The 24302-nt window shown below is 70.6% G+C and carries 24 protein-coding genes; 9 read left to right on the forward strand and 15 right to left on the reverse strand.

The features are described from left to right. Positions 1 to 224 precede the first annotated feature (224 nt). Complete coding sequence (locus MA875_RS13465) at positions 225 to 1295, reverse strand: spore photoproduct lyase family protein (RefSeq protein WP_248242768.1); 1071 nt, start codon at positions 1293 to 1295, stop codon at positions 225 to 227. A 121-nt stretch (positions 1296 to 1416) separates the two neighbouring features. Here MA875_RS13465 and MA875_RS13470 point away from each other — a divergent pair, with 121 nt between their 5' ends. Both MA875_RS13470 and MA875_RS13475 read left to right on the forward strand, forming a co-directional pair. Further along, entirely contained in the window at positions 1417 to 1857 is a 441-nt protein-coding gene (locus tag MA875_RS13470) for a hypothetical protein (RefSeq protein WP_248242769.1), read from the forward strand. A gap of 102 nt (positions 1858 to 1959) precedes the next feature. Next, a complete protein-coding gene (locus MA875_RS13475) occupies positions 1960 to 3348 on the forward strand; it encodes an HNH endonuclease signature motif containing protein (RefSeq protein ID WP_248242770.1) in 1389 nt (462 codons plus the stop codon). Positions 3349 to 3492: 144 nt separating this feature from the next. Here MA875_RS13475 and MA875_RS13480 read toward each other — a convergent pair whose 3' ends face one another. After that, a complete protein-coding gene (locus MA875_RS13480; RefSeq protein ID WP_248242771.1) occupies positions 3493 to 4044 on the reverse strand; it encodes a putative immunity protein in 552 nt (183 codons plus the stop codon). 155 nt (positions 4045 to 4199) lie between these two features. Continuing rightward, a complete protein-coding gene (locus tag MA875_RS13485; RefSeq protein WP_248242772.1) occupies positions 4200 to 4658 on the reverse strand; it encodes a VOC family protein in 459 nt (152 codons plus the stop codon). A gap of 100 nt (positions 4659 to 4758) precedes the next feature. On the opposite strand from MA875_RS13485, the gene MA875_RS17850 reads away from it, so the two are divergent. Beyond that, entirely contained in the window at positions 4759 to 6252 is a 1494-nt protein-coding gene (locus MA875_RS17850) for a WYL domain-containing protein (RefSeq protein ID WP_308221531.1), read from the forward strand. 27 nt (positions 6253 to 6279) lie between these two features. Further along, entirely contained in the window at positions 6280 to 7443 is a 1164-nt protein-coding gene (locus tag MA875_RS13500) for a GTPase family protein (RefSeq protein ID WP_248242773.1), read from the forward strand. Here MA875_RS13500 and MA875_RS13505 read toward each other — a convergent pair. The 7 genes from MA875_RS13505 to MA875_RS13535 form a co-directional block, all read right to left on the reverse strand. After that, positions 7440 to 8066, reverse strand: coding sequence for a hypothetical protein (locus MA875_RS13505; protein ID WP_248242774.1), 627 nt, complete (start codon positions 8064 to 8066; stop codon positions 7440 to 7442). The two genes, MA875_RS13500 and MA875_RS13505, sit on opposite strands and share 4 nt — an antisense overlap. A 34-nt stretch (positions 8067 to 8100) precedes the next feature. Beyond that, positions 8101 to 8979: an LLM class flavin-dependent oxidoreductase gene (locus MA875_RS13510; protein WP_248242775.1), complete on the reverse strand. Its 879-nt coding sequence runs from the start codon at positions 8977 to 8979 to the stop codon at positions 8101 to 8103. 31 nt (positions 8980 to 9010) lie between these two features. Further along, on the reverse strand, positions 9011 to 9700 hold the full coding sequence (locus MA875_RS13515) for a glycosyltransferase (protein WP_248242776.1): 690 nt from the start codon (positions 9698 to 9700) through the stop codon (positions 9011 to 9013). Continuing rightward, entirely contained in the window at positions 9697 to 11079 is a 1383-nt protein-coding gene (locus tag MA875_RS17855) for a PIG-L family deacetylase (protein WP_248242777.1), read from the reverse strand. The genes MA875_RS13515 and MA875_RS17855 overlap by 4 nt, the downstream gene beginning before the upstream one ends. Continuing rightward, positions 11076 to 12110 (reverse strand): acyl-CoA dehydrogenase family protein, encoded by a 1035-nt coding sequence (locus MA875_RS13525; RefSeq protein WP_248242778.1) that lies wholly within the window; start codon positions 12108 to 12110, stop codon positions 11076 to 11078. Before MA875_RS13525 ends, MA875_RS17855 begins: the two co-directional genes overlap by 4 nt. Positions 12111 to 12191: 81 nt before the next feature. After that, positions 12192 to 12710, reverse strand: coding sequence for a hypothetical protein (locus MA875_RS13530; protein ID WP_248242779.1), 519 nt, complete (start codon positions 12708 to 12710; stop codon positions 12192 to 12194). After that, a complete protein-coding gene (locus MA875_RS13535) occupies positions 12710 to 13528 on the reverse strand; it encodes an alpha/beta fold hydrolase (protein ID WP_248242781.1) in 819 nt (272 codons plus the stop codon). The genes MA875_RS13530 and MA875_RS13535 overlap by 1 nt, the downstream gene beginning before the upstream one ends. Positions 13529 to 13614: 86 nt before the next feature. Between MA875_RS13535 and MA875_RS13540 the strand changes: the two genes are divergently transcribed. The 4 genes from MA875_RS13540 (at position 13615) to MA875_RS13555 (ending at position 18555) form a co-directional block, all read left to right on the forward strand. Further along, positions 13615 to 15678: a sensor histidine kinase gene (locus MA875_RS13540; protein ID WP_248242783.1), complete on the forward strand. Its 2064-nt coding sequence runs from the start codon at positions 13615 to 13617 to the stop codon at positions 15676 to 15678. Beyond that, positions 15668 to 16327, forward strand: a complete 660-nt coding sequence (locus MA875_RS13545) for a response regulator transcription factor (RefSeq protein WP_248242784.1) — start codon at positions 15668 to 15670, stop codon at positions 16325 to 16327. Before MA875_RS13540 ends, MA875_RS13545 begins: the two co-directional genes overlap by 11 nt. Before the next feature lie 112 nt (positions 16328 to 16439). Next, entirely contained in the window at positions 16440 to 17153 is a 714-nt protein-coding gene (locus MA875_RS13550; RefSeq protein WP_248242785.1) for a hypothetical protein, read from the forward strand. A gap of 118 nt (positions 17154 to 17271) precedes the next feature. After that, positions 17272 to 18555 (forward strand): CoA transferase, encoded by a 1284-nt coding sequence (locus MA875_RS13555; protein WP_248242786.1) that lies wholly within the window; start codon positions 17272 to 17274, stop codon positions 18553 to 18555. Here the strand turns inward: MA875_RS13555 and MA875_RS13560 are convergent. From MA875_RS13560 to MA875_RS13580, 5 genes are all read right to left on the reverse strand, one after another. Continuing rightward, on the reverse strand, positions 18501 to 19145 hold the full coding sequence (locus MA875_RS13560; protein ID WP_248242787.1) for a GNAT family N-acetyltransferase: 645 nt from the start codon (positions 19143 to 19145) through the stop codon (positions 18501 to 18503). The genes MA875_RS13555 and MA875_RS13560 overlap by 55 nt on opposite strands. Positions 19146 to 19158: 13 nt before the next feature. Continuing rightward, a complete protein-coding gene (locus MA875_RS13565; RefSeq protein ID WP_248242788.1) occupies positions 19159 to 20382 on the reverse strand; it encodes a DUF418 domain-containing protein in 1224 nt (407 codons plus the stop codon). A 268-nt stretch (positions 20383 to 20650) separates the two neighbouring features. Further along, the gene (locus MA875_RS13570; protein WP_248242790.1) at positions 20651 to 21883 is read right to left on the reverse strand and encodes a type III PLP-dependent enzyme; all 1233 of its coding nucleotides are present in this window, start codon (positions 21881 to 21883) and stop codon (positions 20651 to 20653) included. Next, entirely contained in the window at positions 21883 to 22407 is a 525-nt protein-coding gene (locus MA875_RS13575; RefSeq protein ID WP_248242792.1) for a hypothetical protein, read from the reverse strand. The genes MA875_RS13570 and MA875_RS13575 overlap by 1 nt, the downstream gene beginning before the upstream one ends. Before the next feature lie 71 nt (positions 22408 to 22478). Next, the gene (locus MA875_RS13580) at positions 22479 to 23228 is read right to left on the reverse strand and encodes an HAD-IIB family hydrolase (RefSeq protein ID WP_248242793.1); all 750 of its coding nucleotides are present in this window, start codon (positions 23226 to 23228) and stop codon (positions 22479 to 22481) included. Between the two features lie 9 nt (positions 23229 to 23237). Here MA875_RS13580 and MA875_RS13585 point away from each other — a divergent pair, with 9 nt between their 5' ends. Further along, entirely contained in the window at positions 23238 to 24107 is an 870-nt protein-coding gene (locus MA875_RS13585; protein WP_248242794.1) for a hypothetical protein, read from the forward strand. The last annotated feature ends 195 nt before the right edge of the window (positions 24108 to 24302 follow it).

Raw genomic sequence — 24302 nt, forward strand, 5'->3', positions numbered from 1 at the left:
GTGGGGTGACTCGGGCCGAGCGCGGTGACACCGGCTGCACGCGCGCCGGCGCCGGGCCCCGGCGCCGAGCCGGCTCGCGGCGCCGCTGGCTTCGTTCGTCGGGCCCGCGCGGGGAGCGGTCAGCGTGCGCAGATCGGCGAGGTGTCGCATCCGGACCGTCGGGTCATTCGCGCGCGCCTGCTACCCCCGGACGAGCGAGCGGCGCAGCTAGCCGTAGGTGCTACTCAGAACGCATACCGCACGCGGCAGTACGGGAGCTTCGCGCCGATGAGCGCCTCCAGCTGCGCGACGGCGGCGCTCTTCACGCCGTAGCGGTAGCGCACGTTCACCGCGCCGTTCTGCGAGAGCTTCGGCTCCTGGTTCTGAGGCGTCCACAGCAGCTCTTCGGCCTTCGGGTGCCATCCGAGGTTCACGTCATGGAGCTGCTCGTTGTGGGTGAGGAAGATGACCTCGCACGCGAGCTGCGCCTTCGCCCGAGGATGCAGCGTGGCGTCGAGCTCGTCGAAGAGGGCCGTCCATTCCTCGATCCAGCCGGGGGTGAGGATGACCGGTGAGAAGTTCACGTGCACCTCGAAGCCGGCGTCGACGAAGTCGTTGATGGCGGCGATGCGCTCGCTCATCGGCGAGGTGCGGATGTCGGTGACCTTCGCCACGGCGTGCGGCATCAACGAGAAACGCACGCGGACCCGCCCTGCGGGATCCCAGTCGAGCAGTTCTCGGTTGACGAACTTCGTGGCGAAGGATGCTTTCGCCGTCGGCGTCATCCGGAACAGCTCGCAGAGGTCACGGACGTTCTCGCTCAGCATCGCGTCGACCGAGCAGTCGCTGTTCTCGCCGATGTCGTACACCCACGCGTCGGGGTCGCACTGGTTGGGTGTGGTCTTCTCGCCCCGCGCGGCGATGTGTCGCGCGAGGTGACGGGTGATCTGGTCGATGTTCGCGAAGACGGTGACCGGGTTGCTGTAGCCCTTTCGGCGCGGGACGTAGCAGTACGCGCAGGCCATGGCGCACCCATTGGCCGTCGACGGAGCGATGAAGTCGGCCGACCGTCCGTTCGTACGGGTGACGACGCTCTTCTTCACGCCGAGGACGAGCGCTTCGGTCTTGATCCGTACCCAGCGAGCGACGTTGGTCTCATCGCCGTGCACCTCGGGGATCTGCCAATGAGAGGCGACCGGCACGATATCGGCGTCGGGCCAGCGGGCGACGATCTCCTGGCCACGGGGCAGTTCGAGCGCGGCATCCTCGGCGTAGATGCGGCTGATCTGCAGCAGGGGCGCGGCGGTCTTGGGCATCTTGCCTGTCTACTCGGGGGGTCGGACACCGGGCTCGGATGGGACGGTTAGCCTACGAATCCGCGGGCCCCGCGAGCAGTCGACTGGATAATGCTTCCCCACGGATGCGAAGCTTCTCGTCATGAAGCTTTCCAAGGTCGTGGCCGGTGCCGGCGTTCTCGCCGTGGCGGGCGCCATCGCCCTCACGATTGCTCCGATTCTTTCTTCTCCGGCGGCCGACCCGGCTCCGCCTGCCACGCGTGCCGCAGAGGCCGCATCGCCCACCGGATCCGCTGCACCCGAGCCGCTGACCGAACTGCCGGATTGGGCTCTCGAGTCCACCCCCTGGATCGTTTATCCGGAGGGCTTCCGCTGCATGGGGACCGAGGGCTGTCCGAACGATCACCGCGCCGCGTTCGGCGAGCCAGGAACACCGCTGCCCGTGCACGTAGAGGTCTACGACCCAGAGCGTCGCGACGGCCGACTGGTGTGGCCCCGCGAACAGTCCCCGGTCATGACGGAGGGCAACACCGAGCGTCTTGACGGCGACAGATCAGGTGTCCTGCCAGGCATTCACCCCTGAGAGCCTCCACCCTGGAAGCCCGCTACCGCTCACCCAACGGGGTTCATCCTGTGGTTGAGGGTTTCGGGTGTGGATGTCGGAGGGTGGTGGGATGCTTCATACATGCGTTCGAACCCGCGGCTCACCCTCCTCAGCGACGAGGACCGTGGTGAGCTGAGCGGGGTGCTCACCCGGGTGGAGGCCGCGCAGGTGGCGCTCGCGGCTGCCGAAGCTGAGCAGGCGCGGGCGCTGGCTGAGGCGGGGGCGTTCGCGGCGCGGCTTGCGGAGGGGTCGTCTGCGGTGGTGCGGGACCGGGACATGGCGCTCCGGGGTGTGGCGGCGGAGATCGCGGCGGCGGTGCGGGTGTCCGACCGTGCGGTGCAACGCCAGATCGACTCCGCCTACACGCTCGTGAACGACTTCCCCGCGACGGTGCACTGTCTGGAGAAGGGGTTGCTCACTAGGGCGCATGTGGCGGTGGTGGAGGACATCGGCCGACGTATCCCCACCGGGCTGAAGGGTGAGTTCGATCAGCTCGCCGCGGAGATCTGCCTCGATGAGACGCCGGGTCGTGCCCGGGCGGAGTTGGAGATCCTCGCGGAGCGGATGCACCCGCGGACGTTGACGGAGCGGCACGAGGAGGCGTTTCGGGGGCGGAAGATCGTCCGGTACACGATCGGGGAGGGGATGTCGGAGCTGCGGTCTGCGCATTCCTCGGTGTTGATCGAGGGGATCTTCCAACGCGTCACCGACCAGGCCAACGCCGTCATCGCCGCCCGGGAACCGGGCTCGGGTGACACCCGGTCCCTGGACGAGGTGCGTGCGGACCTGTTCGCCGATATGCTCCTCACCGCCATCCCCACAAACGACCCCACCGGTGACCCCGTCGGTCCCGGTGGACGGCCGGGCGGGCTCGGCGCGATCAAAGCGAAGGTGCAGGTCGTGATCCCCGTCATGGCCCTCATGGGTAAGAGCGATGTCCCGTGCGATCTTGCCGGGGTGGGACCGATCGATGCGGGAACCGCGAGGCTGCTGGCGGGGAACAGTTACGACACGTGGGAGCGGCTCCTCGTCCACCCGATCACGGGGTTGACGATGGCGGTGGACACCTACCAGCGCACCACAGCCATGGACCGGTTCCTCAAAGGTCGGGACAAGCACTGCCGGTGGCCCGGCTGCCGCATGCCCGCCCGCAAGTGCGAGGTCGACCACAACCACGACGCCGCGCTGGGTGGGAAGACGGAGATCTGCAACCTGTGCTGCCTGTGTCAACGACACCACAGCATGAAACAGTTCACCGCCTGGAAAGTGAAACAACTCGACGGCGGCGTCATCGAGTGGACCTCCCCGACCGGCCGGGTCTACATCGACAACCCACCCGGACACGGGGTGCATTTCACCCCGGAGGAGGATTTGCCTGAGGACGTGTGGGCGAATTGGACCAACCCCGGCATCGAGTTCCGCATCACCAGCGAACACCCCGACGACCCCCGAATACCCCCACCGTTCTGACAACCCGCACCCTTCTGACAATCTGCGACCCGCGCTCTTGCGACTGTCGTGCGGGGCCACGGGCAGACCCTCGGCACGCGCGTCTCGCGACCGCGACGGGGGGCCCGGCGGCATCGAGGAGCCAAGCGGTCATCGCGCGCCGATTCAGGTCTCCGAACCGGTCACCGCCGCCTGGATCCGTCGAATATGCTCCGCAAGGTCACCGCGGGCGAGGAGGCCGGAGCCCAGTGGGCCGGCGCTGTCCTCTCCCAGCAGCGGAAGCCGCCGGAGCGCGTCCCGCGCCGCCGCCGACAGGTCTAAGATCTGCCAACGGACCTCCTCACCCGAAGCGGCGGCAGCGTCCGCGTCGTCGGGCGCCGCCAACCCGGCGGCTATCGCCGCGTAGGCGGCGGCCCCCAGCGCGTGCGCCCCCATATGCGCCACCCCCGCCGCCTGCGCAGCCGCGCGGGCCGCCGCCACCGCAGCAGCATCGCCCACCCCGGAAGCGGCCCGACCGGCCACGAAGCGCCGCCGGATCTCCCCAACCGCGTCCAACGTCCCCACGGCGAACCCGCGGGCACGAGCAATCGCGTCGCGCGGGCGGGGATCATCCGGAACGACGCGTTCGAAAAGCGGCAGCACCCGCTCCGCGCAATCGGCCGCCCACGCAGCGACAATGCGGCGGTGGTGCTCATCGAGCGCCTGCGGCGACACCATCTCGACCTCATCCGCCTTCGCATACGACGAGCATGGCGCCGCGGTCGCCGGCGATGTCCCCCACATCCACGGCGTCGAGAGTCCTCATGTCACCATGGTGCACTCCGCCACACTCGGGCCGAAGCCGCCGAAGCCGCCGAAGCGGCCGGCGCGGTCTACGCAGCCGACATGACGCTGACACTCCAGGTGACGCCGAAGCGATCCGTGAGCATGCCGAACCCCGCACTCCACGCGGATGCCGCGAGCGGTTCGACGATCGTCGCATCCACCGACAGCCTGTCCCAGTAGCCCTGGAGCTCATCGAAGCTGTCGGAAGCGAGCGACAGGAAGAGCGCCTGATCGGTCACCGTCGTGTTGTTCTCCCGACGTGTGACGCCACCGCCGGCGACACCGCCGTCGGTCTGACCCGGGATGTCGTACCCCATGATCCGAAACCCGTTCTCGGCGGCGATCACACCGAAAACGACCTTCTCGGCACCGGGAACATCGGCCGGCATCCCGAAATCGGCGTAGGTGCTGATGGCGAGGTGTCCTCCGAAGACGGACTGGTAGAACTCCAGCGCCTCCCGCGCATCGCCGCGGAAGTTCAGGTGGGTTGTGGTCTGAATGCTCATATCTTCTCCCTGTCAGGACGACGCCGGCCCTCGCCGACAGAAACAAGGCTTTCAGCCGTCTAGGTCAGCTTCGGTCCTATATACGACCTACTCTCGGGATATGACGACGGCGAGCACCTCGCGGCTGCTGAACCTCCTGTCGCTTCTCCAGACCGGGCGCGAATGGCCCGGCTCCCTCCTCGCGGAGCGACTCGGGATCAGCCCCCGAACGGTGCGCCGCGATGTCGACCGACTGCGGGAGATGGGGTACCGCATCGACGGGACCATGGGACCCATCGGCGGATATCGACTGGATGCCGGCAGCGAACTGCCCCCACTGCTGTTCGACGACGACCAGGTCGTCGCCCTGGCGATCGCCCTGCAGGCCGCCACCGTGTCGGGCGTCGGGATCGAGGACGCAGCGCTTCGGACTCTCACCACCGTCCGCCAGGTCATGCCGTCCCGGCTGCGCCATCGGCTCACCGCACTCGACTTCACCGCCATTCCGGGCAGGATCGGCGACGCGACCCCCGGGGCCGTCTCGCCCGAGGTGCTCGTCGCCGTGTCGTCCGCGATCCGCGCCCAGCACGTGCTGCGCTTCGACTACGCCGGTCGACCACGGCGCGTCGAGCCGCATCACCTCGTCGTCTTCGAGGGCCGGTGGTACCTCGTCGGCTGGGATCTCGACCGCTCCGACTGGCGGATCTATCGCGTCGATCGCCTCGCCCCCCGGACGCCCACCGGTCCACGGTTCACCCCGCGCCCGATCCCCGGCGGCAACGTCGCCGCCTACGTGTCGGGACGATTCAAGGGCTCCGACCGGGGCGACCGTTGGCCGTGCATCGGGAAGGTGATCCTCGACCTTCCCGCCCGGGCCGTGCTCCCCTTCGCCGGCGATGGCGTGGTCGAAGACCTCGGCGACGACCGGTGCAGTCTCGAGGTCGGCTCATGGTCATGGATCGCGCTCGCGGCGTCCCTCAACCGATTCGACACCGCCATCGAGGTCGTCCACCCTGCCGAGCTCGTCGCGGCCTTCGGTGAACTGGCCACCCGGAACGCAGCGACCGCGCTTTCGCCGAGAGAACGAGGAGTACTCGTCGTCATCTCCGGGCTTCCCGGCACCGGCAAGTCCGCCGTCGCCGCCGAGGTCGCCCGCAGACTCGACGCCGTCCACCTCTCGATCGACAGTGTCGAAGACGCGCTTCTCGGCGCGGGGATGGAACCGGGGTGGACGACCGGAGTGGCCGCCTACGAAGCGGTCCGCGCCGCCGCGGAGCAGAACCTCCGACTGGGCTGCACCGTGATCATCGACGCCGTCAATGACAGCGAACCGGCGCGCGACACCTGGCGACGGGCCGGCGCGGCGACCGGCACGACGCCGCACTTCTTCGTGCTCGAGCTCGCCGACACCGCCGAGCACCGCCGCCGACTCGAGGGCCGCGCACGCGGACTCGCCCACGTGGGCGAACCGTCGTGGAGCGACGTCCGCTCCCGCGCCGAGGCCTTCGAGCCGTGGCAGGGCCCCCACGACCGGATCGATGCGTCGGCGCCGGTGGCCGCGGTCGCGGCATCCGTCCTCCATCGCTTGGAATCAGCCGAGCCGCGCACTCCCTGAGGACCGTTCGCGCGTAGGGTTTCGAGCATGGCCGCCGATCCGTCCGCACCGAAGCCGCAGATCGACCAGCGGCCGTTCCTCGAGGCGACGTCCGAGGCGAAGTCGCGCTACGGCCGCTTCAACCTCGCCGTCATCGGCAACACCGGCGTCGGGAAGTCGTCGCTCGTGAACGCCGTCTTCCAGCGCGACTGGGCGGCCGTCGGCAAGGGACTCCCCGTCACGAAGGGCGTGTCGTACTACCACGACGACTCCCTCGGCATCTGGGACATCGAGGGGTTCGAGATCGGTTCGGCCGTGCCGCCCCGCGAGCAGCTGCGCGCGCACCTGAAGACCATCGAGCAGCACCCGCGCAACGAGCAGATCGCGGTGGTCTGGTACTGCGTGAAGGCCAACGACGACCGCCTCACGCGCGCCGACATCGAGATGATCCAGGAACTGGATGCCCGCGGGTTGCCGGTCATCCTGGTGCTGACGAAGGTCGACTGGGAGCGCAACGCGCTGAAGGGCAGCCGCCGCCCCACCAAGGGCACCCGCGAGTTCATCGACTGGCTCGAGAACCCCGTCGATGAGCACGGGCGGCCGATCACCATCCCCTTCGCCCGGGTCATGCCCACCTCCACGCGCGAGAAAGACGGAAAGGGTGCGGGCCACGGGCTCGGTGATCTCGTCGCGGAGACCCTCGCGCTGTCGCCCGCCGACGCGAAGGATGCGTTTCGCATCGCCCAACGACTCAACCTCCCTTGGAAGCGCGAAATGGCCCGCCCCATCATCACCGGCGCCGCCAGTCTCGCCGCGGGCGTCGCGGCGACGCCGATTCCCGTCGGTGACGCGCTGGCCCTGGCGCCGATCCAACTCGGAATGATGGGGCGCATCGCCGCCATCTACGACCTCGAGCTGAAGACCATGATGTCGGCGGGCGCGCTCGCGCAGCTCGGCGTGCAGATCTCGGGCCAGGCGCTGGCGCGCAGCTTCCTCAAGCTCATCCCGGGCGCCGGCAATGCGGTCAACGCCAGTGTCGCCGCCGCGCTGACGGTCGCAATGGGCGAGGGGTGGATGCGACTGTGCGAGCAGGTGCACACCGGAAAGCTCGACCTCGCCAAGGTCGGAGACTCGTGGGGCGAGTACGTTCCCGGGGCGCTCGACGTCGTCCGAAAGATGGCGGAGCAGCGGGTCGGCAAGAAGAAGCTCTAGCCCGCCGCCCCGGCGCTGCTCGGTCGCATCCGGATACCCGAGGACTTCAGCTCCAGTGCCGCCAGCTGCGCCAGGACCGCCGGGTCACCCCGCCGCCACGCCCCCGACGCGTCGGGGTCGACTGCGGCGAGCGCCGTGAGCTTCTGGTTCGCCAGCGCCCGGAGGGCGAGCAGGTCGACACCCGCGCCGCTGCGCAGCACCACTCTCGCCCGTCCCGCTCGCCGGATGAAGCGGATGCGGGGGATCAGCCAGATCACCAGCACGATCGCCGTCGGAATCAGCGCGATCCCGAGTCCGAGCGTCAGTGCCAGCTGCTGCACGAGCACCTGCTGACTCTCCCCCGCGCTCTCCAGCGCCGCACCGGCCGAACTCGCCCCGTCGAACGGAGCCCGCACGGTGCCGCCGATCAGCGGAACCCCGGCCAGCTGATCGCCGATATCGGTCATCGACTGCTGGAATCCGCTCCCGGCACGCTGCATGTCGACCCCGAAGGAGGCGAGGGCCGCGACCGCGGAGTAGACGGTGATGCCGAACCAGACCCACACGATGATCGCGGCGAGCGCGACCGCGTCGGCGATGATCTGGCGGGTCCGCTGCGGCGCGAAGTCGGAATAGAGTTTCACGGCCCCACCCTGTCACGCGCTCAGCGCACGTCGCCTACGCGAACCGCGATGCCGCCTCGACGAGCACGTCCTCGCTGCCGGCGTAGACGCCGTCGGCCCGCGGCCAGTGGGTGATGACATCGGTGAAACCGAGCTCGGCGGCGCGACCCGCGGCATCCTCGAACTTCTGCACGCTTTCCAGGAAGTACGTGCTCTCCGAGTCGAGCGAGAGGTACCGGTCGAGCGTCGCCGTCTCGCGGCCGGCGCGCGCCAGAGCGTCGTCGAGCCGCGACGAGAGCCCCGCAATCGCCTGCCACCACGCCTCCTCGGGCTTGCCCTCAGGCCCCGTCGTCACCCACGCGTCGCCGCGCTCGGCGACGAGGGCGAGACCCTTCGGCCCGTTCGCCGCGAGGATCAGCGGCACACGGGGTCGCTGCGCCGGCTCCCCCACCATGCGGGCGTTCCGGGCGGTGTACCACTCGCCGCTGAAGCTGATGCCACCCGAGCCTGGCGTCTCGAAGCGCAGCAGCTCGTCGAGCCCGGCCACGAACTCGACGTACCGCTCGTGCCGCTGGCGGGGCGTGTACTCGGGCTGCCCGAGCACGAAGGCGTCGAACCCGGTGCCGCCCGATCCGACGCCCAGCAGCATCCGTCCGCCCGAGATCTCATCGAGCGTCGCCACTTCCTTGGCGAAGGGAACCGGATGCCGGAAATTCGGCGACGCCACGAAGGTGCCGAGCCTGATCGTGTTCGTCGCGAGAGCCGCGGCGGTCAGCGTCGGGATCGTCGCGTGCCAGAACTGGTCGGCGAGGGACCGCCACGAGAGATGGTCGTAGGTCCAGGCGTGGTCGAAGCCGAGCTGCTCGGCCGCCTCCCACTTCCGGCGGGCTCGGGCCCAAGGCTCTTGCGGGAGGATGACGATGCCGTGGCGCATGAGGCCGAGTGTAGGAGGCGGCGCCGACAGCTCACGCGAATTGCGCCGCCGTCGCGCGGACGAAGGCGGCATAGCCCCCGGGGGTCCGCCCCTCGTATCGACCCGAGGTCACCACCTCGGCCGCATCGCTCGCCGTGATGGCCGCGCCGAGCGCCCGCGCCGCCTGCACGAGACGGACGTCCTCGTGCTCGGGCACCTCAGTGAAGCCGCCCGCGGCGAGGTAGACGCTCGCGCGGACCCCGAGGTTGGCCCCGTGGGTGTTGCCGTTCGGGCGGCCGCGGTGGTGCGTCGCCCGCCAGTACGCGACGTGGGCCGGCGCGAGGTCGGCGAAGTCGGGGCGCACCGTCCCGAGCACCACATCGGACCCGGCGCGCATCAGCGTCACCTGGTGGCTGAGCCAGTTCGCGGGCACGACGGAGTCAGCGTCGGTGTTGGCGATCCACACCTCGGCGGGGTCGAGGGCCCGAAGGCGCCGGAGCGCTTCGACGACGCCCGCCCGTCGCGCGGCGCCGACCCGCGCCGCCGCGACCTCGATGGTCGGAACCCCGAAATCCCGGGCGATGGCGGCCGAACGGTCGGTGCAGGCATCGAGCACCGCGACGGCCTCGACCCGCACCCCCGCGCGCTCGGCCACCTCCCTCGCCGCGGCGATCGACGCGAGGCACCCCGGCAGCAGCTCCTCCTCGTCGTGCACGGGCACGACGACGGCCACGGCGGTCACAGCATCCCCGTCTCGTGCGCGACCGACCGTGCCGGGGGACGGCCGAAGACCTCGAGCAGGAAGTCATCCTCCTCATGCCGCACCACCACGGCGAGATCGCGCTGGGTCCGAAGCGCGATGTGCACGCCGTCGCCGCTCACCGGGTTGGTGTCCACCGCGTGGCGCCAGTGGCACGCGACGAGGTGTCCGTCGGGCCCGAGCGAGCCGATAGCCCGGGCGATCGCGCGCTCGAGGTCGGGGGCGTCCCAGAAGTAGCCGACCTCCGACATCACGATGAGGTCGAACGTGCCCTCGGGCCACTCCACCGGGAGCGTCGCCCGCCGCAGCTCGACGTTCGCCCGCTCGCCCAGCCGCTCCCGCGCGGTCTCGAGCGCCGCCTCGGCGAAGTCGATGCCGAGGAGCGCGTCGCACCGCTCGGCGAGCTGCGCGGTGAGCACCCCCGTCGAGCACCCGAGCTCCACGCCCCGCGCGTACCGCGCCCGCGGCAGCGATGCCAGCAGCACCGCGCGTTTGCGCTCCTCATACCAGCGGGTCTCGAAGCCCCACGGGTCGGGGCGGCGCGCGTAGAGGTCGTCGAAGTGCTCTTCGGGCGTCGAGCCGTGCCAGGCCTCGTCGGGCACCGGGTCGTCATCGACGCGGATCAGCGTCTCGAAGCCGCGCGTGAAGTGCTGCAGCATCCGTCCGCTCACGATCGGTTCGTCACCGGGCGCGCCGGACAGGGCGGCCGTCTGACTGCGGTGGGCGGCGAGCGCGTCGACCTTGGCGCGACGGGTCTCGGCGCTGAGCGGTACGAGCTCGATATGACCCCAGGGCGGATCGTCGGCGGTGCCCCAGTGCCAGAGCCAGATCGGGTACGCCCGGTAGCGCACGCCGAGGTGCCGGGCGACGGCGCGGGCGGCTTCGCCGGCGATGCGATGATCACGATGCGCATCGCCGGTCCACGGCGAGACGACCAGCGTCCTCGAGCGGGGCGTTCCCACCGTCCGCACCAGGGCCTCGATCTCGCCGGTCAGCCGCGTCTGCACGGCGTCGAGGCCGCCGTCGGTATGGCCGAGAAAAGCAACGGATGCCGCGGGGCACACCGTGTCGAGAGCCTGCCGCACCTCGCCGCGGCGCACGGAGCGCAGGTCGTCGGGCGTGTGGGTGGGCGAGCCGGGGTGGGAGTTCTCGCCGTCGGTCGCGACGACGACGATCACCCGACCGCCGCGGCCGGCGACGGTGTGCATGAGCCCGGCGACACCGAGCGTCTCATCGTCGGGGTGCGCGGCGACCACGACGAGCGCGTCGACGTCGGTGTCGGCGGAGGGGAGCCGGCGCGCGTCGAAGGCGGCCTGCCACCGCTCCTCGTCGGTGCCCGGATCGAGGTGGCTGAAACTCACCACGGCTGTTCCGATGCGACGAGCTCGCGTCCGATCCGCGCCGCGTCGCGCGCGCCGTGATGCTGACGGAGATAGACGTGCAGGTCGGCGACCCGCCGCGCGTGCGCCTCGTCGGCGACGAGCGGGAGCGGTCCGAGGGCGAGGTCGGCGGTCTCAAGCGCGAGCGTCGCCGCCCGCGCAGTCACCGTGCGGGCCCGGTTCGCGAGCAGCCCGGCGTCGGCGCGGGGCCCGGCGGAGAACACGTCGGCGGTCTCAGCGAGCACGGCCCGCGCCGCCCACAGCGCTGCATCGGCGTCGCCCAGGTGCAGCTGCGCGACCTGGTCGGCGCGCTCGCTGCTCGCCGCCGCGTGCAGCGCCGGCAGCAGCCCCATCGCCCCGCCCCACCAGGCGGCGGCGACGCCCACGCCGCCGTGCGCGAAGCCGGGGCGACGCAGGTACCAGCCGACATCGCCGACCGGTGTGGCGGGGGTGCCGGCAAAATCTACCGGCGCGCTCACCACCTGCGAGAGGCCCCGCGCATGCCAGGGACCGGGGTGGGGCGTGACGGTGTCGTGCCGGAGCGGCACGGAGAAGAGACGGCGCTGCTCGTCGTCGACCCAGGCGGTCACGAGGGCGTGCGAGAGCGATCCGGCCAGGGAGCACCAGGGTTTGGTTCCGCGAAGCGTCCAGCCCGTGGCATCCGTTCGGACGGCTGTCAGCCGCGTGCCGGCACCCTCCGCGGCGAAGACGCCCCAGGTCGCGGTCTCGTCGGGCTCGACGCCTGCCTCGTCGAGGATGGCGAGCGCGTCGAGGTGCGGTTCGAGGATGCGCGCGGCGCCGACATCGAGGAACGCCGTTCCGGCGAGAAGCTGCCAGCGGTCGGTGAGTGAGGCGTCGGCGGGCAGCATCCGTCCGACCTCCGCAGCCCAGGCGAGGGTCACCGACACATCGACGCCGAACCCGTCGATGACCGATGCGGCGGCGAGCGCCTGCTCGACCCCGTCTGCCGGCTCGACGAACAGCGACAGGCCGGGCGGCTGTGGTGACGTCATCTGGTGCGATCCTCCGCGACCAGTGTGTCTCGGGTGCCGGTTTACGCGATCCGGGCTTGTCGCGCGCGCGACGCCCTGGTATCAGCCGGCGGCGACAGGCGTTGCGCCGGTGTCGCGCACGCCGCGCACGCCGATGGCCGCGCCCAGCACGATGAGAGCGAGCAACGCCAGGCCGCTGATCGCCAGGAGCGGCAGACCCCACGGCGAGGCGTCGGCGCCGCTGATGGCGTAGGTATCGGCCAGGTTCATGCCGGGCGAGAAGCTCGCGGCGAACTCCGCGGGCGCGCCGAGGACGTGTAGCCACAGGTATCCCGCCGCGATCCCTCCCGGCCTGCTCGGCGCCCATCGCTGTCCGACGACGAGGAGCGCCAGGGCGAGGAGAGGGCCCAGCACGAGGATCGCGGGAACGAGGACCCGGTGGGTCGATCCCTGCGACGCGTCGACCTGGCGCCAGATCTCCTCGAGCGGCAGGCCCGGGACGGCGGCGAGGGGGTTCAGCACCATGATGTGGATGTACGCCCACACCGCGTACAGCGTCACCAGGACAGTCCCGACGATGGAGATGCCGAGGGTGAGCCGCGGGCGAGGAGCGTACGCCATCAGCCGGCGACCCTCTCGGTGAGCCACTCGCGCAGCAGGCCGAGGAAGGGCTGCGGATACTCGATGCTCGGCACGTGCGCCGTGCCGGGGAAGACATGGAGGGATGCCCCGTCGACGGCCTCGGCGAGATGCTCGGCCTGCGCGCGGGCGGCGGTGGTGTCGTGTTCGCCGACGATGAAGAGGGCGGGCACCGTGATGTAGCCGAGCCGGCCGTAGGCCCGCGGCTCCATCGGCACCGGGCGGGGGTCGCCGTCGAGGAGGGGCTTGTTCTCGTGCCCGAGCTCGCGCAGTCGTTGGAGGAAGATCGGGTCGACGTCGGCGGTCTCGCGCGTCGGTCCGACGCCCCAGAACAGGGCTTCGAGCTCTACGAGGCGATCCCAGTCCCGCGCCTCCTCGGCCTCCTCGATCGGCGCCTGCAGCTCCCTCTCGCGCCCGGTGGGCTCGACGTCGGGGAAACCACTCGGGCCCGATCCGATCGTCACGAGTCCCGCCACGCGGTCGGGGTACTCCAGCGCGGTGTCGATCGCGACCGCACCGCCGTACGAGGCGCCGATGAAGATCGCCTGCTCGACCCCGGCAGCATCGAGCACCGCGACCGCGTCAGCACGGTTGGAGTACTCCACGTCGTCGGACGGGCTGTTGCCGAACCACCGCAGGTCGTAGCGGATGACGCGGAAATCACGCTGCAAGTCCGACCACAGCGGGTCCCACATCGCCGACGTCGCGATCCCGGCGTGGAGGAACAGCAGCGCCGGAGCTTCCTCGCGGCCTGCGGCCTCCCAGTGAAGGCGCGCACCAGCGTGATCGAGCGTCGGCATGAGGAACACCGTACCCACCGCGACGAGCGGAAGACAGGGACACGTGTCCCGTGACACCGGGACACCTCAGCTGGAACGATGAGCGGATGACCCGCGCCGCCGCCAGCCGCGCCGCCACCATCGTCGCGGTGGCGATCTCGATCGTCTCGGGCATCGGCGCCCTCGCCCTCGACCTTGCGGTGCTCCCCACCCATCCGCAGCCCCCGCTGTCGTCGGGATGGTCGGGGGTGCTCCCGGGGGTGGCCATGCTCATCCCCGGTGCGCTCCTGCTGTGGCGGTTGCCGTGGCATCCGATCGCCGGGGTCCTGACGTTCTTCGGTGTCCTCTGGATCGTCGACGGCCTCGCCTCGGCGGCGGTCAACTACGCCTGGTACTTCGACCGGGACGCGTGGTGGGCCCCGCCGGCCTTCTGGTTCTTCAGCCGATTCGGGGCGGTGCTGATCTTCCCGATCATCCTGCTGCTGCTCCTCTTCCCCGACGGGCGCCTGCGCGGCGGGGCCTGGCGCATCGTCTCGATCGCCGCCATCGTGCTCGGGCTCGTGCTGCCCTTCGCCTTCCTCTTCTCCCCCGCCGAGGCGCTGAGCCTCGACAACGACGACCGCACCGACCTGCTCGCCGCGTTCGAGCCGGCGCTTCCCACCCTCCCCCTGCCGCTCGGGGTGTGGCTCGCCCTCCTCACCGCGGCCGTCCCGTGCCTCGGGCTCGGTCTCCTCCTCGCCCTCATCGTCTGCGTCAGCCGCCGCTTCGGCGCGACCCCGGTGGAGAAGGCGCAGCTGCGGTGGCTGGTGTGGTCGGCCCTCATCTTCCTCGTGGCGCTCGTCTTCGTCTTCCCGAACGTGCCCACGGGCCTCGTCGACCTGCTGCTCGGGGTGACGATCGGGCTCGTCAGCGCCTCGGTCGTCGTCGCGGTGACGCGCTACCGCCTCTACGCCATCGACCGGCTGCTGTCGTGGACGCTCGTCTACGGCCTGCTGATCGGCGGCATCGTGCTCGTCGACGTGCTGATCGTGCTCGCCATCGGCAGCGCGATCGACGACCGGGTCGCCATGCTCCTCGCCGTCGTCGCCGTCACCATCGCCTACGCCCCGCTGCGCGGCACGCTCTACGCGATCGCGAGCCGCCTCGTCAGCGGCCGCCGCGGCGACCCCTACGCCGTCGTCTCGTCACTCGGCGAACGACTCGACCGCGCCCCTGACGCGCCCGCGCAGCTCGCCGAACTCGCCGCCGCGGTCGCCGAGGCCTTCGGGTCGCGCTCGGTGCAGGTCGAGCTCGACCGCCCCCGCGGCGAGGCGATGGTGGCGACCTACGGCACACCCATCGCCGATGCCGCGGAGGTGCCCATCGACCACCGCGGCGAGATCATCGGACGCATCCTCATCGAAGCCGGCCGCCGCCCCGTCGTCTCCACCCGCGATCAGCGCCTCCTCGGCGATCTGGTGCGGCTCGCCGCCGCCTCGGTCCGCAGCGCCGAACTCGGGCGCGAGCTGCAGGCCGGGCGCGAGAAGCTCGTCCTCGCCCGCGAGGAGGAACGCTCGCGTCTGCGCCGCGAACTGCACGACGGCCTCGGCCCCCTCCTCGCCGGCGTGAAACTGCGCCTGGAGACCGCCCGCAACCTCGCCGACCGCGATCCCTCGCGCTCGCTCGCGCTCGTCGACGCCGCGATCGACGACCAGTCGGAGGTGATCGGCGAGATCCGCCGGATCGTGCAGGACCTCCGGCCACCGGCTCTCGACGACCTGGGGCTCCTCGGCGCGCTCGACCAGCAGGCCGCGCGCCTGAGCGGCGGCGGCATGGCGGTGACAGTGACGGGCGCGGTGCCGCCCGATCTGCCGCCCGCCGTCGAGGTCGCGGCATTCCGCATCGCCTCGGAGGCGCTGGTGAACGCCCACAAGCACTCCGGGGCCGCCCGCGTCGAGGTGCGACTCGGCGAAGAGGACGGGATGCTGCGCCTCCAGGTCTCGGACGACGGGCGCGGTCTCGCGGTCGCAGGCTCTACGGGAGTCGGGTTGCACTCGCAGCGCGAGCGCGCCGCCGAACTCGGCGGCACGCTCGAGGTCTCCTCGCGAAAGGGCGAGGGCACCGTCATCCGCGTGCTTCTCCCCCTCCGATCAGACACCGCACGACAGCAGGTGGTCGCCGATGTCGGCTGAACCGATCCGGGTGATCCTCGTCGACGACCACCCCGTCTACCGCGAGGGGCTGTCGATGCTGCTGGAGTCGATGGACGGCATCGAGATCGCCGCGACCGCCGCCGACGGCGCCGAAGCGATCGAGGCGACCGACGGCGCCGACGCCGACGTCGTCGTGATGGACGTGCAGATGCCGCGGCTCGACGGACTTGCGGCGACGAAGGAGATCGTGGCGCGGCATCCGCATCTGGCCGTCGTCATCCTCACGATGTCGGAGGACGACGAGACCGTCTTCGCCGCGATGCGCGCCGGCGCCCGCGGGTATCTCGTCAAGGGGGCCAGCCAGCACCAGATCCGGGCGGCCATCACCGCCGTCGCGGGCGGCGAGCTCGTGTTCGGCGCCGCCATCGCACGGCGCGTCGCCGAGTTCTTCACCACGGGGCCCGCCTCCTCGCCTGCCGCGGAGGTCTTCCCGCAGCTGACCGCACGCGAGCGCGAGATCCTCGACCTGCTCGCCGCGGGGCGGTCGAACCCGCAGATCGCGCAGACGCTCTTCCTCTCACCCAAGACCGTGCGCAACAACGTCTCGAACATCTTCGCCAAGCTGCAGGTCGCCGACCGGGCCGAGGCGATCGTGCGCGCCCGCGACGCGGGACTCGGGCGGTCCTGAGGTCCCGGGCCGAGGTCGGGACAACGGCGGGACGCCGCACCCTGGGAGCCCGGGTCGGCCGGACGGGAATCTGGAATCACCAACCAGAGCCGCCCGAAAGGCACACACCACCATGGATCTCTTCACCTCCACGCCCGCCCCTGCCCCCGCCGCCGCGGCACCCGCCGCGCCCGTCGCGAAGAAGAAGGTGCGCGAGCCGCTCGCTCCCGTCCGTCCGAACCGTCTGCAGCGCATCGGCGGCGCCGGACTGATCGCCGCACCGCTGCTATTCACGGTCGGGTTCCTCACCTCACCGCAGCAGACCTCGCCGGGCACCGCCGGCTACATCGAGTCGCTCGCCGCCGACCCGGCGCTGAGCCTCGTCTCGGCCAACGCCCTGCACTACGGCTGGGTCGCGCTCGTCTTCGGCGCCCTCGCCACCCTGGGCCTCCTCCGCGGCCGCCGCGGCCGGGTCTTCCTGCCGATCGCCGCCGTGATGACGGCCTTCGGTGCCGTGCAGATGTCGGGTCTGCTGCTGTCGGACTGGTTCCTCGTCAGCGCCGGCAACGTGCTCTCGATCGACAATGCCGTGCTGATGGACACCGTCGCGAAGGAATGGTCGGTCGCGATCTGGCAGTTCTCGGGCATGATCGGCGGGCTTGTCGGGATCGCGCTGCTCTCGCTCGCCCTCGCACGGGCGAAGGCCGTCTCGTGGTGGATCGCACCGCTCGGCTTCCTGCCCTGGATCCTCCCGGCCTTCGGCCTCGGCCCCATCGGCGTGATCCTCGCGCTCGTCTGCTACGCCCCGCTGATGATCGCCGGAGCGCGACTGATCGCCGCCCGCTGATCCCCCTCGCGCCTCACGGCCCGGTGACCGCACGGTCGCCGGGCCGTTGGGCGTGTTCCGGTCCAGCGGTCACGAGGTGGACCTGTCGACACGGGGCGAGCGGTGCTTCACTGTCGGGATGACGCTCGGAACGGTGGGAACGCAGGTCGCCGACGCCCTCGGGATCGACCCGGCGGCGAGAGAGCGCATCGCCGAACCGACCGGATCGTTCCCCTGGGGCGCGCACCTCCCGGTCGGCACGCTCGCGACCGACAGCGTCGCGCTGGCCTCACTCGCGATCGCTCTCCACGGCGGGCGGACAGGCGACGTGCGCGTCGATCGGGAGCGGGTTGCGGCGTCCTTCGGCAGCGAGCGGCTGCTGCGCATCCGCGGCGCGGCGCCGTCGGCATGGGCGCCGCTCTCGGGCTTCTGGCGCGCCGCAGACGGCTGGGTGCGCACGCATGCCAACTACCCGCATCACGAGCGGGCGCTGCGCACGCTGCTCGGTCTGCCGGAAGATGCGGGGACGGATGCCGCTGCCGCCGCCATCTCGGCGCGGTCGGCCGCGGAGCTCGAGGACGTCGCTGCCGAAAAGGGGGCGATCGTCGGCCGGGTGCGGACGCCCGAGGAATGGCTGGCGCACTCGCAGGGCCACCTCGTCGCCGCAGCGCCGATCATCGAGCGCCGGCGATGGGGACATGCGGCACCGCGCACGGAGGGATTCCGGGTGCTCGACCTCACGCGCGTGATCGCCGGACCGATCGCCACGCGTGACCTCGCACTCGCCGGCGCCGAGGTGCTGCGGGTCGATTCCCCCGCCCTTCCCGAGACGGGATGGATCCACCTCGACACCGGGCAGGGCAAACGCTCGACCCTGCTCGATCTCGGCCGGTCGACCGACCGCGAGACGTTCGAGGACCTCCTGTCCCGCGCGCACGTCGTCGTCACGGGATACCGCCCGGGGGCGCTGACGCGGTTCGGCCTCGATCCGGAGGACCTTGCCGAGCGGCATCCGGGGCTCGTCACCGCGTCGGTATCGGCGTGGGGACGGGACGGGCCCTGGGCCGAGCGACGCGGATTCGACAGCATCGTGCAGGCCGTGAGCGGCATCGCGATGGTCGAGAGCGCCGACGGCGACACCCCCGGCGCGCTCCCCGTTCAGGCCCTCGACCATGCGACGGGGCACTTGCTCGCCGCCGGGATCGTTTGGGCTCTCACGGCTCAGCGCGAGGAGGGCGGGTCGACCGACCTTCGGATGTCGCTCGCCCGGACCGCCCACGCGCTGTTGACATCGACCGATCCGGCCACCGAACCGGGTCGGGTCGTCACGGCACCGCCACCGCTGGCGTTCCCCGGCGCGCCCGAGCGCTACCCCGTCGTCGGCGGCGAGTGGGGTGCGGATGGGCCGGTGTGGCTCGGCTGATCGTCACGGCTGGGCGGGACGGTGATCCGCATCACGGTCTTGCTCTTGCCGATGTGGCGTTCGAAGGTGAAGCCGGCCCTCTCGAACATCGCCCGCGTGCCGTTGTGGAGGAACGAGGACGACGTCCGCTTGCCCGGGACGAGCTCGTTCGGAAACGACACGACCTCTCCCCCGCCCGCCTCGGCGATGAGAGTCAGCGCGCCGCCGAGCGCTTCCCGCGCAACACCCGAGCGTCGGTGGTCGCGGTCGACGAAGAAGCAGGTGATGCGCCAGGGCGCCGGACGCGTCTCGCCGGCGTCGTACTGCTTGCGATGGTAGATGTTGGGCAGGTCGTCGGGGCTTCCGTACTCGCACCAGGCGATCGCCGCGTCGCCGTCGAAGACGAGGGCCGCCTTCGCCACCCCCTCGTCGACGAGCCGCTTCTTGAAGGTCGGCCCGTCGTAGTCGGCCTTGACGGTGGCATCCGTGTCGCCATGGAAGTAGGAGCACCAGCACCCGCCCCACACGCCGTTGTGCTTCTGCGCGAGCGCGAGCCAGGCGGGATAGGTCTCCGGAGTGAGCGGCTTGATGACATGGCCGGTGGCAGTCATGGCGCCGATGGTGTCACGGATAGGTCAGTTTCCGCAGCATCCATTCGGCCGGCCCACGGCGGCCGGCGCGCTCGAGGATGACGGCGAACACGACCGTGACGAGCCAGACACCCACGGCGTATAGAGCCACCGACCAGCTCGACAGGTCGTCGCCGAGCCCGAGCCCCCAGGCGCACAGCACGGGCGCGAAGAGCACCGACTGCGCGAGGTACGAGGTCAATGACCGCTTGCCCGTCGCCTGCAGGGCCCGCGCGACGGGGCCGGGGCCGGCGGGTCGGGCGCTCAGCCGGGCCGCGAGGAGCCCGAATGCCGCGACGTATCCGAGTCCGCCGAAGAGTCCGCCCAGGGTGTGGAGTCCGACGAACCCGGCGTCGAGGTCGCGGGAGAGCCCGAAGAGCCCGAGGTTCTGCGCCGCGAGGATCGCTCCCGTGCCCCAGCCGATCGAGATGCCGACGATCGCCGTGCGGCGAAGGAGCCGGCGGTGCGCGGCCGGGTTCTCGAGCACGCCGTGACGTGCGGCGAGGAACGCGATGAGCATCGCGGTGGGGACCACGAGTCCGAGGAACGCCGTCGCCGGGGTGAGGGCCACCCAGAATCCGAGGCGCAGCACAACGGAGAGGAGATACGACGGCTCGCCGTTGGGGTTCGGGATCGCCAGAGCGCCGGCGTCCGCCGCACCCGCGGGGAGAAGAGCCGCGACGAGCCCGGTCCCCGCCGCGGACACGAGAGCGAACATGCCGAGGAGGCTCACCAGGATGATGGCCCAGAGGCGGATGACCGCGTCGCGACGATCGAGGAAGAGCCAGCAGATCACCAGACCCGCCAGCCCGTACGCGCCGATGATGTCGCCGTACCAGAGCAGCAGCGCGTGCACGAAACCGAAGGCGATCATCCACAGGTGCCGTCGGCGCAGGAGTCGCCGGGCGTCGGCGTGCGACACGCCCGCCTGCTCTTGGCGGCGGTACAGCTGCACGATGCCGTAGCCGAAGAGGAAGGCGAACATCGGGTAGGAGCGCCCGTCGATCGCGATGATCGCGATCGTCTGCGCGAGGAGGTCGGCGGGTGACCCCTCGGCGGGGTGGGAGGCGATCACGCTCTTGTCGACCCCCCACAGATACCAGGGCGCATTCGCCACGGCGATGAACAGGAGCATGGCCCCGCGCGCGAGGTCGGGGGCGAGGAGGCGACGGGTCAGCGACGTCGGAGCCGCAGAACGCGGCGGGGCGGCGTCGGTCATGCCCTCAGGATCGCCGGAGCGCGCCACCGCGCACCTCCCCCGGGCGGCGGATTTCCTCGGTGGTCCCTCAATCTCCAGAACGAAAAAGGCCGGGATAGTCGAGCACCACACCCTCGTCGTCGTCGATGGTGCCGCTCGGGATCGTTCACGACGTAGTGCGTGCGTTCGAGGGCCACACGCCGCGAGGGCAGGTTCCCACCATGTCGGCATGGGCGCCCCTCCTTGACTGTGGTGCGCCTTCATCAAGGCGGAGCGTCCGTCCATCGTGTCACGCCAGCCTGGACATCACCCCGGCGGGCAGGCGGACCGGAGTGAGAACCGCGACCGGAGTGAAGGGACGACCGTTGAAGCGCGTCGCCGTCACCGACGTGTACGCACCCATCACCGGGCTCACGAGCAGGTCGCCGACGGCGAGGGCGGGAAGGTCGCACTCCCGGGCGATGACGTCGGCCGAGTCGCACGTCGGGCCGGCGAGGGTGGCGGTGCGGCGGGGCGACGCAGAACCGTGAAGGTCTCTCTCGGCGAAAACGAGCGGATGCACCCCCTCGGTGAGCACATTCGAGTACGAGCCGTACAGCCCGTCGTCGAGGTAGTACCAGCGCCCGTCGGGACGATCGGCGACCCCGTCGACGCTCGTGACCAGAAGTGCGGATTCCGCGACGAGCACGCGACCGGGTTCGGCGAGAATCCGGTAGCGCTCCGCGAGCGGGGCGAGCACCGGGCGGATCGCGCGAGCGATCTCCTCGAGGTCGGCGACCGGCCGGTTGTAGGCGACGGGGAAGCCGCCGCCGATGTCGAGCAGCGTGAACCGGCGGCCCCGTGCGACCTCAAGTCGCTGCATCAGGGCGTCGGTCTCGCGGATCGCGGCGGCGAAGCGCGCGGGGTCGTCGAGCTGACTGCCGACGTGGAAGCTGAATCCGGCGACGTCGAGGCCGACGGCGTCGGCACGGGCGACGAGCTCTTCGGCCCGCTCGGCGCTGACGCCGAACTTGCTCGACAGGTCGCTTCCGGCGTGCGGGCTGCGGTAGGCGAGCCGCACCAGCAGGTCCACCCCGGGCACCCCGACGCGACGGAACTTCTCGAGCTCGGCCTCGTTGTCGATGACGAACGTGCGGATGCCGGCGGCGAGCGCCTCGCTGATCTCGGCGTCCTTCTTGATGGGGTGGGTGTGGATCACGCGCGCTCGCGCAGAGCCGCCGTCGAGAACACCGTGGTCGTCGAGGAGGGCGATCTCCTCGCCTGATGCGACATCGAAGTCGCATCCTGCCTCGGCGAGCGCCGCGATGACCGCCGGGTGCGCACAGGCCTTCACCGCGTAGTGGAACCGCACGAACGGCAGGGCATCGCGCAGCCGCGTGTACTGCCGCACGACGATCGACGGGTCGAGCAGCAGCACCGGGGTTCCGTGCAGCGCGATGGCGGCGCGCGCGGCATCCGTCTTCATCGCCGTCGCGCACTCGCGTCGGCGGCGCTCGATCAAAGTGGTGACCGTCTCGTTCATCAGGCCTCCTTCGGGTGCGCGGGGCGGAGGCGGGTCTTGGTGGTGAGGACGAAGCTCGTCGCCGCCATGGCGTAGAAGACGAGGTCGGCGAGGATCTTGCCGGCGAGCAGTCCCCAGAACGGGTCGGGGATGAGCCAGACGCACAGCGAGATCGCCGCGGGGCGCACGACGAAGGAGTCCACCAGCTCGGCCGCGCCGAACTCGGCGACGAGGAGGACGAGCGTGAGGCTGAGGGCGCGCACGCCGCGACGCCCGAGCCGCCGCTGCTCGAGGAGCACGATCGTCGCGAGCACGGCGTAGAACCCCAGGCTCTCGCCGATGATCGCCGCGATCGCGACGGCGACGGGATGGGTGATCGACTGGAGCACCAGCAGTCCGAGGAGGAGCAGGGTGGCCGTACCGATGATCTCGGCGAGCAGATAACGGCGGATCCAGAACCGGATGCCGCGGCGCGGCGTCGTGATCGCCGCGGGCAGCACGACGGCGGCGACGTCGGGTGCGACGGGTGGGGCTGCTGCGGACATCGGTGCCCTCCTCCCCGTGAGAGAGGGCACCGCGGCGGCGGTGATACCCCGGGGCGTGATCGGCCCGGTTGTCAGGCTCCGGTGAAGAGGTGCTCGAGCACCTGCGCGACACCCTCGTCGGCCGACGCGGGTGCGGTGCGGTCGGCGATGTCGCGCACCGACGGATGGGCACCGGCCATCGCGTAGCTGGTGCCCGCCCACGAGAGCATCGGGATGTCGTTGGGCATGTCGCCGAAGGCGATGACCTCGGCCGGGTCGACCCCGAGGCGCTCGCAAAGGGTCTGCAGCGCGCTCGCCTTCGTCACACCCGGGGCGCTGATCTCGGCGAGGCCCGGCATCGTCCAGGTGACGGTCGCGGCCTCGCCGACCACGGCCGAGACCCGGTCGTGGAGGAGGTCGGCGTCGACATCGGGGTCGCGGACGAAAAGCTTCACCGCCGGGTCGGTCCAGATCTCCTCCAGGGGGCCGCGCGGGGCATCATCGACGGCGGTGCGTGCGGCGAAGCGCGGGTCGAGGCGGATGCCGTCGGCGCATTCGATCGCGAAGCGGGCGCCGGGGAGTTCTGCCGAGATGGCGGCGGTGAGGGCGAGCCCGTCGGCGGCGGCGATGCCGGCGAGGGAGATGATCTCGCGCGACCGGGCGTTGTAGGTGATGGCGCCGTTCGAGACGATCGCCATGCCGTGGTTTCCGACGTGGGGCCAGAAACCGGTCATCCACCGGAGCGGGCGACCGGTGACGAAGACGACGGCGACACCCGCCCCGTCGAGGCGCCGGAGCACATCGGCGGTGTAGCCCGGAAGCTCGAGGGTGCCGTCCGGCACGAATTCATGTTGGGACACCAGGACCACCAGAAGGTAGAGGACTTCCTTGCCACTGCGCCGGCGGGTGTGGGTGCGATCACGCTTCACAGCACCTACGCGAAGCACCAGCAGACGGTGGGAGAAGCTGCACGCGAACTCGGGCTGGATGTGCTTTACGACCCTCGAACTGAACGCCTTGCATACGAGGATCCGAACGGCGCGACTCGAAAGCTTCCCGGTTGGACGGGTATCCCGTACGACGTCGATCGGCTCGCCGGTGACGCGTCACAACGGTCGGCCTTGGTTGAGCGTGTCCTTGGCGGTCACCCGGAAGTTGCCACGATTATCACGCCGCCGGCGTTCCTAGTCACCGACAAGCGATCCGCGAACCTGAATGCCAACCTCGCAGAAGAGGCTCGCATGCGGAGCGACCGCCCGGTGCGCGCCAAGCTCCTCGTAGGCAGTCGCGTCCCGTGGGCTGTTCTTGAAGAACTTGCGGACGAGTACGCAAGCGCAGGCATCGACGCACTCGACTTGCGAGTAACGCCCCTGGATGGCGAGTACGACGGTGCCAACAAGATCAAGTATCTGTTCTCACTCGCCGACCTGTTTCGCGAGCACGGCATGCACGTTGTGCTCGGTAGTTCAGGAAACATTGGTCAGGTCGCCTACGCGCTCGGGCACGCCCGCAATCGTCTGCCAATCGGGCCGGGCCCCTCTTCGTATATGGCGGATGAGCCGACGCCGGACCGCCGGCTCAAGCTGGATGCCGCCTTAGTGGTAATAGAAGAAGTACCAAGCCCCGGGGGTTGTCTGTTGATAAGGGCCCGTCAGGTGTCCAGACCGCTGCATCAGACGACGGTTCTCCTCGCAGAGAGCTTGCGTCGCGTTGTTGTATGACCCGCCTGTGTGAGCAGAGGCGGGTAGCGCGACCAGGCCGCTAATAGCGATGGCGCCAGCGATTCCGGCCGATATGACTTTGAATGAGTGCTTCCCAAGTGACATTGTTTCCTCCCTTGGGTGCGAAGATACGCGTGGCCTGTCATCCCGTCTGTCGGCTTTTTGGGGGACAAATATGTGACTGGGAATCATCAA

Source organism: Microbacterium kunmingense, from assembly GCF_023155745.1.
Classification (GTDB): Bacteria; Actinomycetota; Actinomycetes; order Actinomycetales; family Microbacteriaceae; genus Microbacterium; species Microbacterium kunmingense.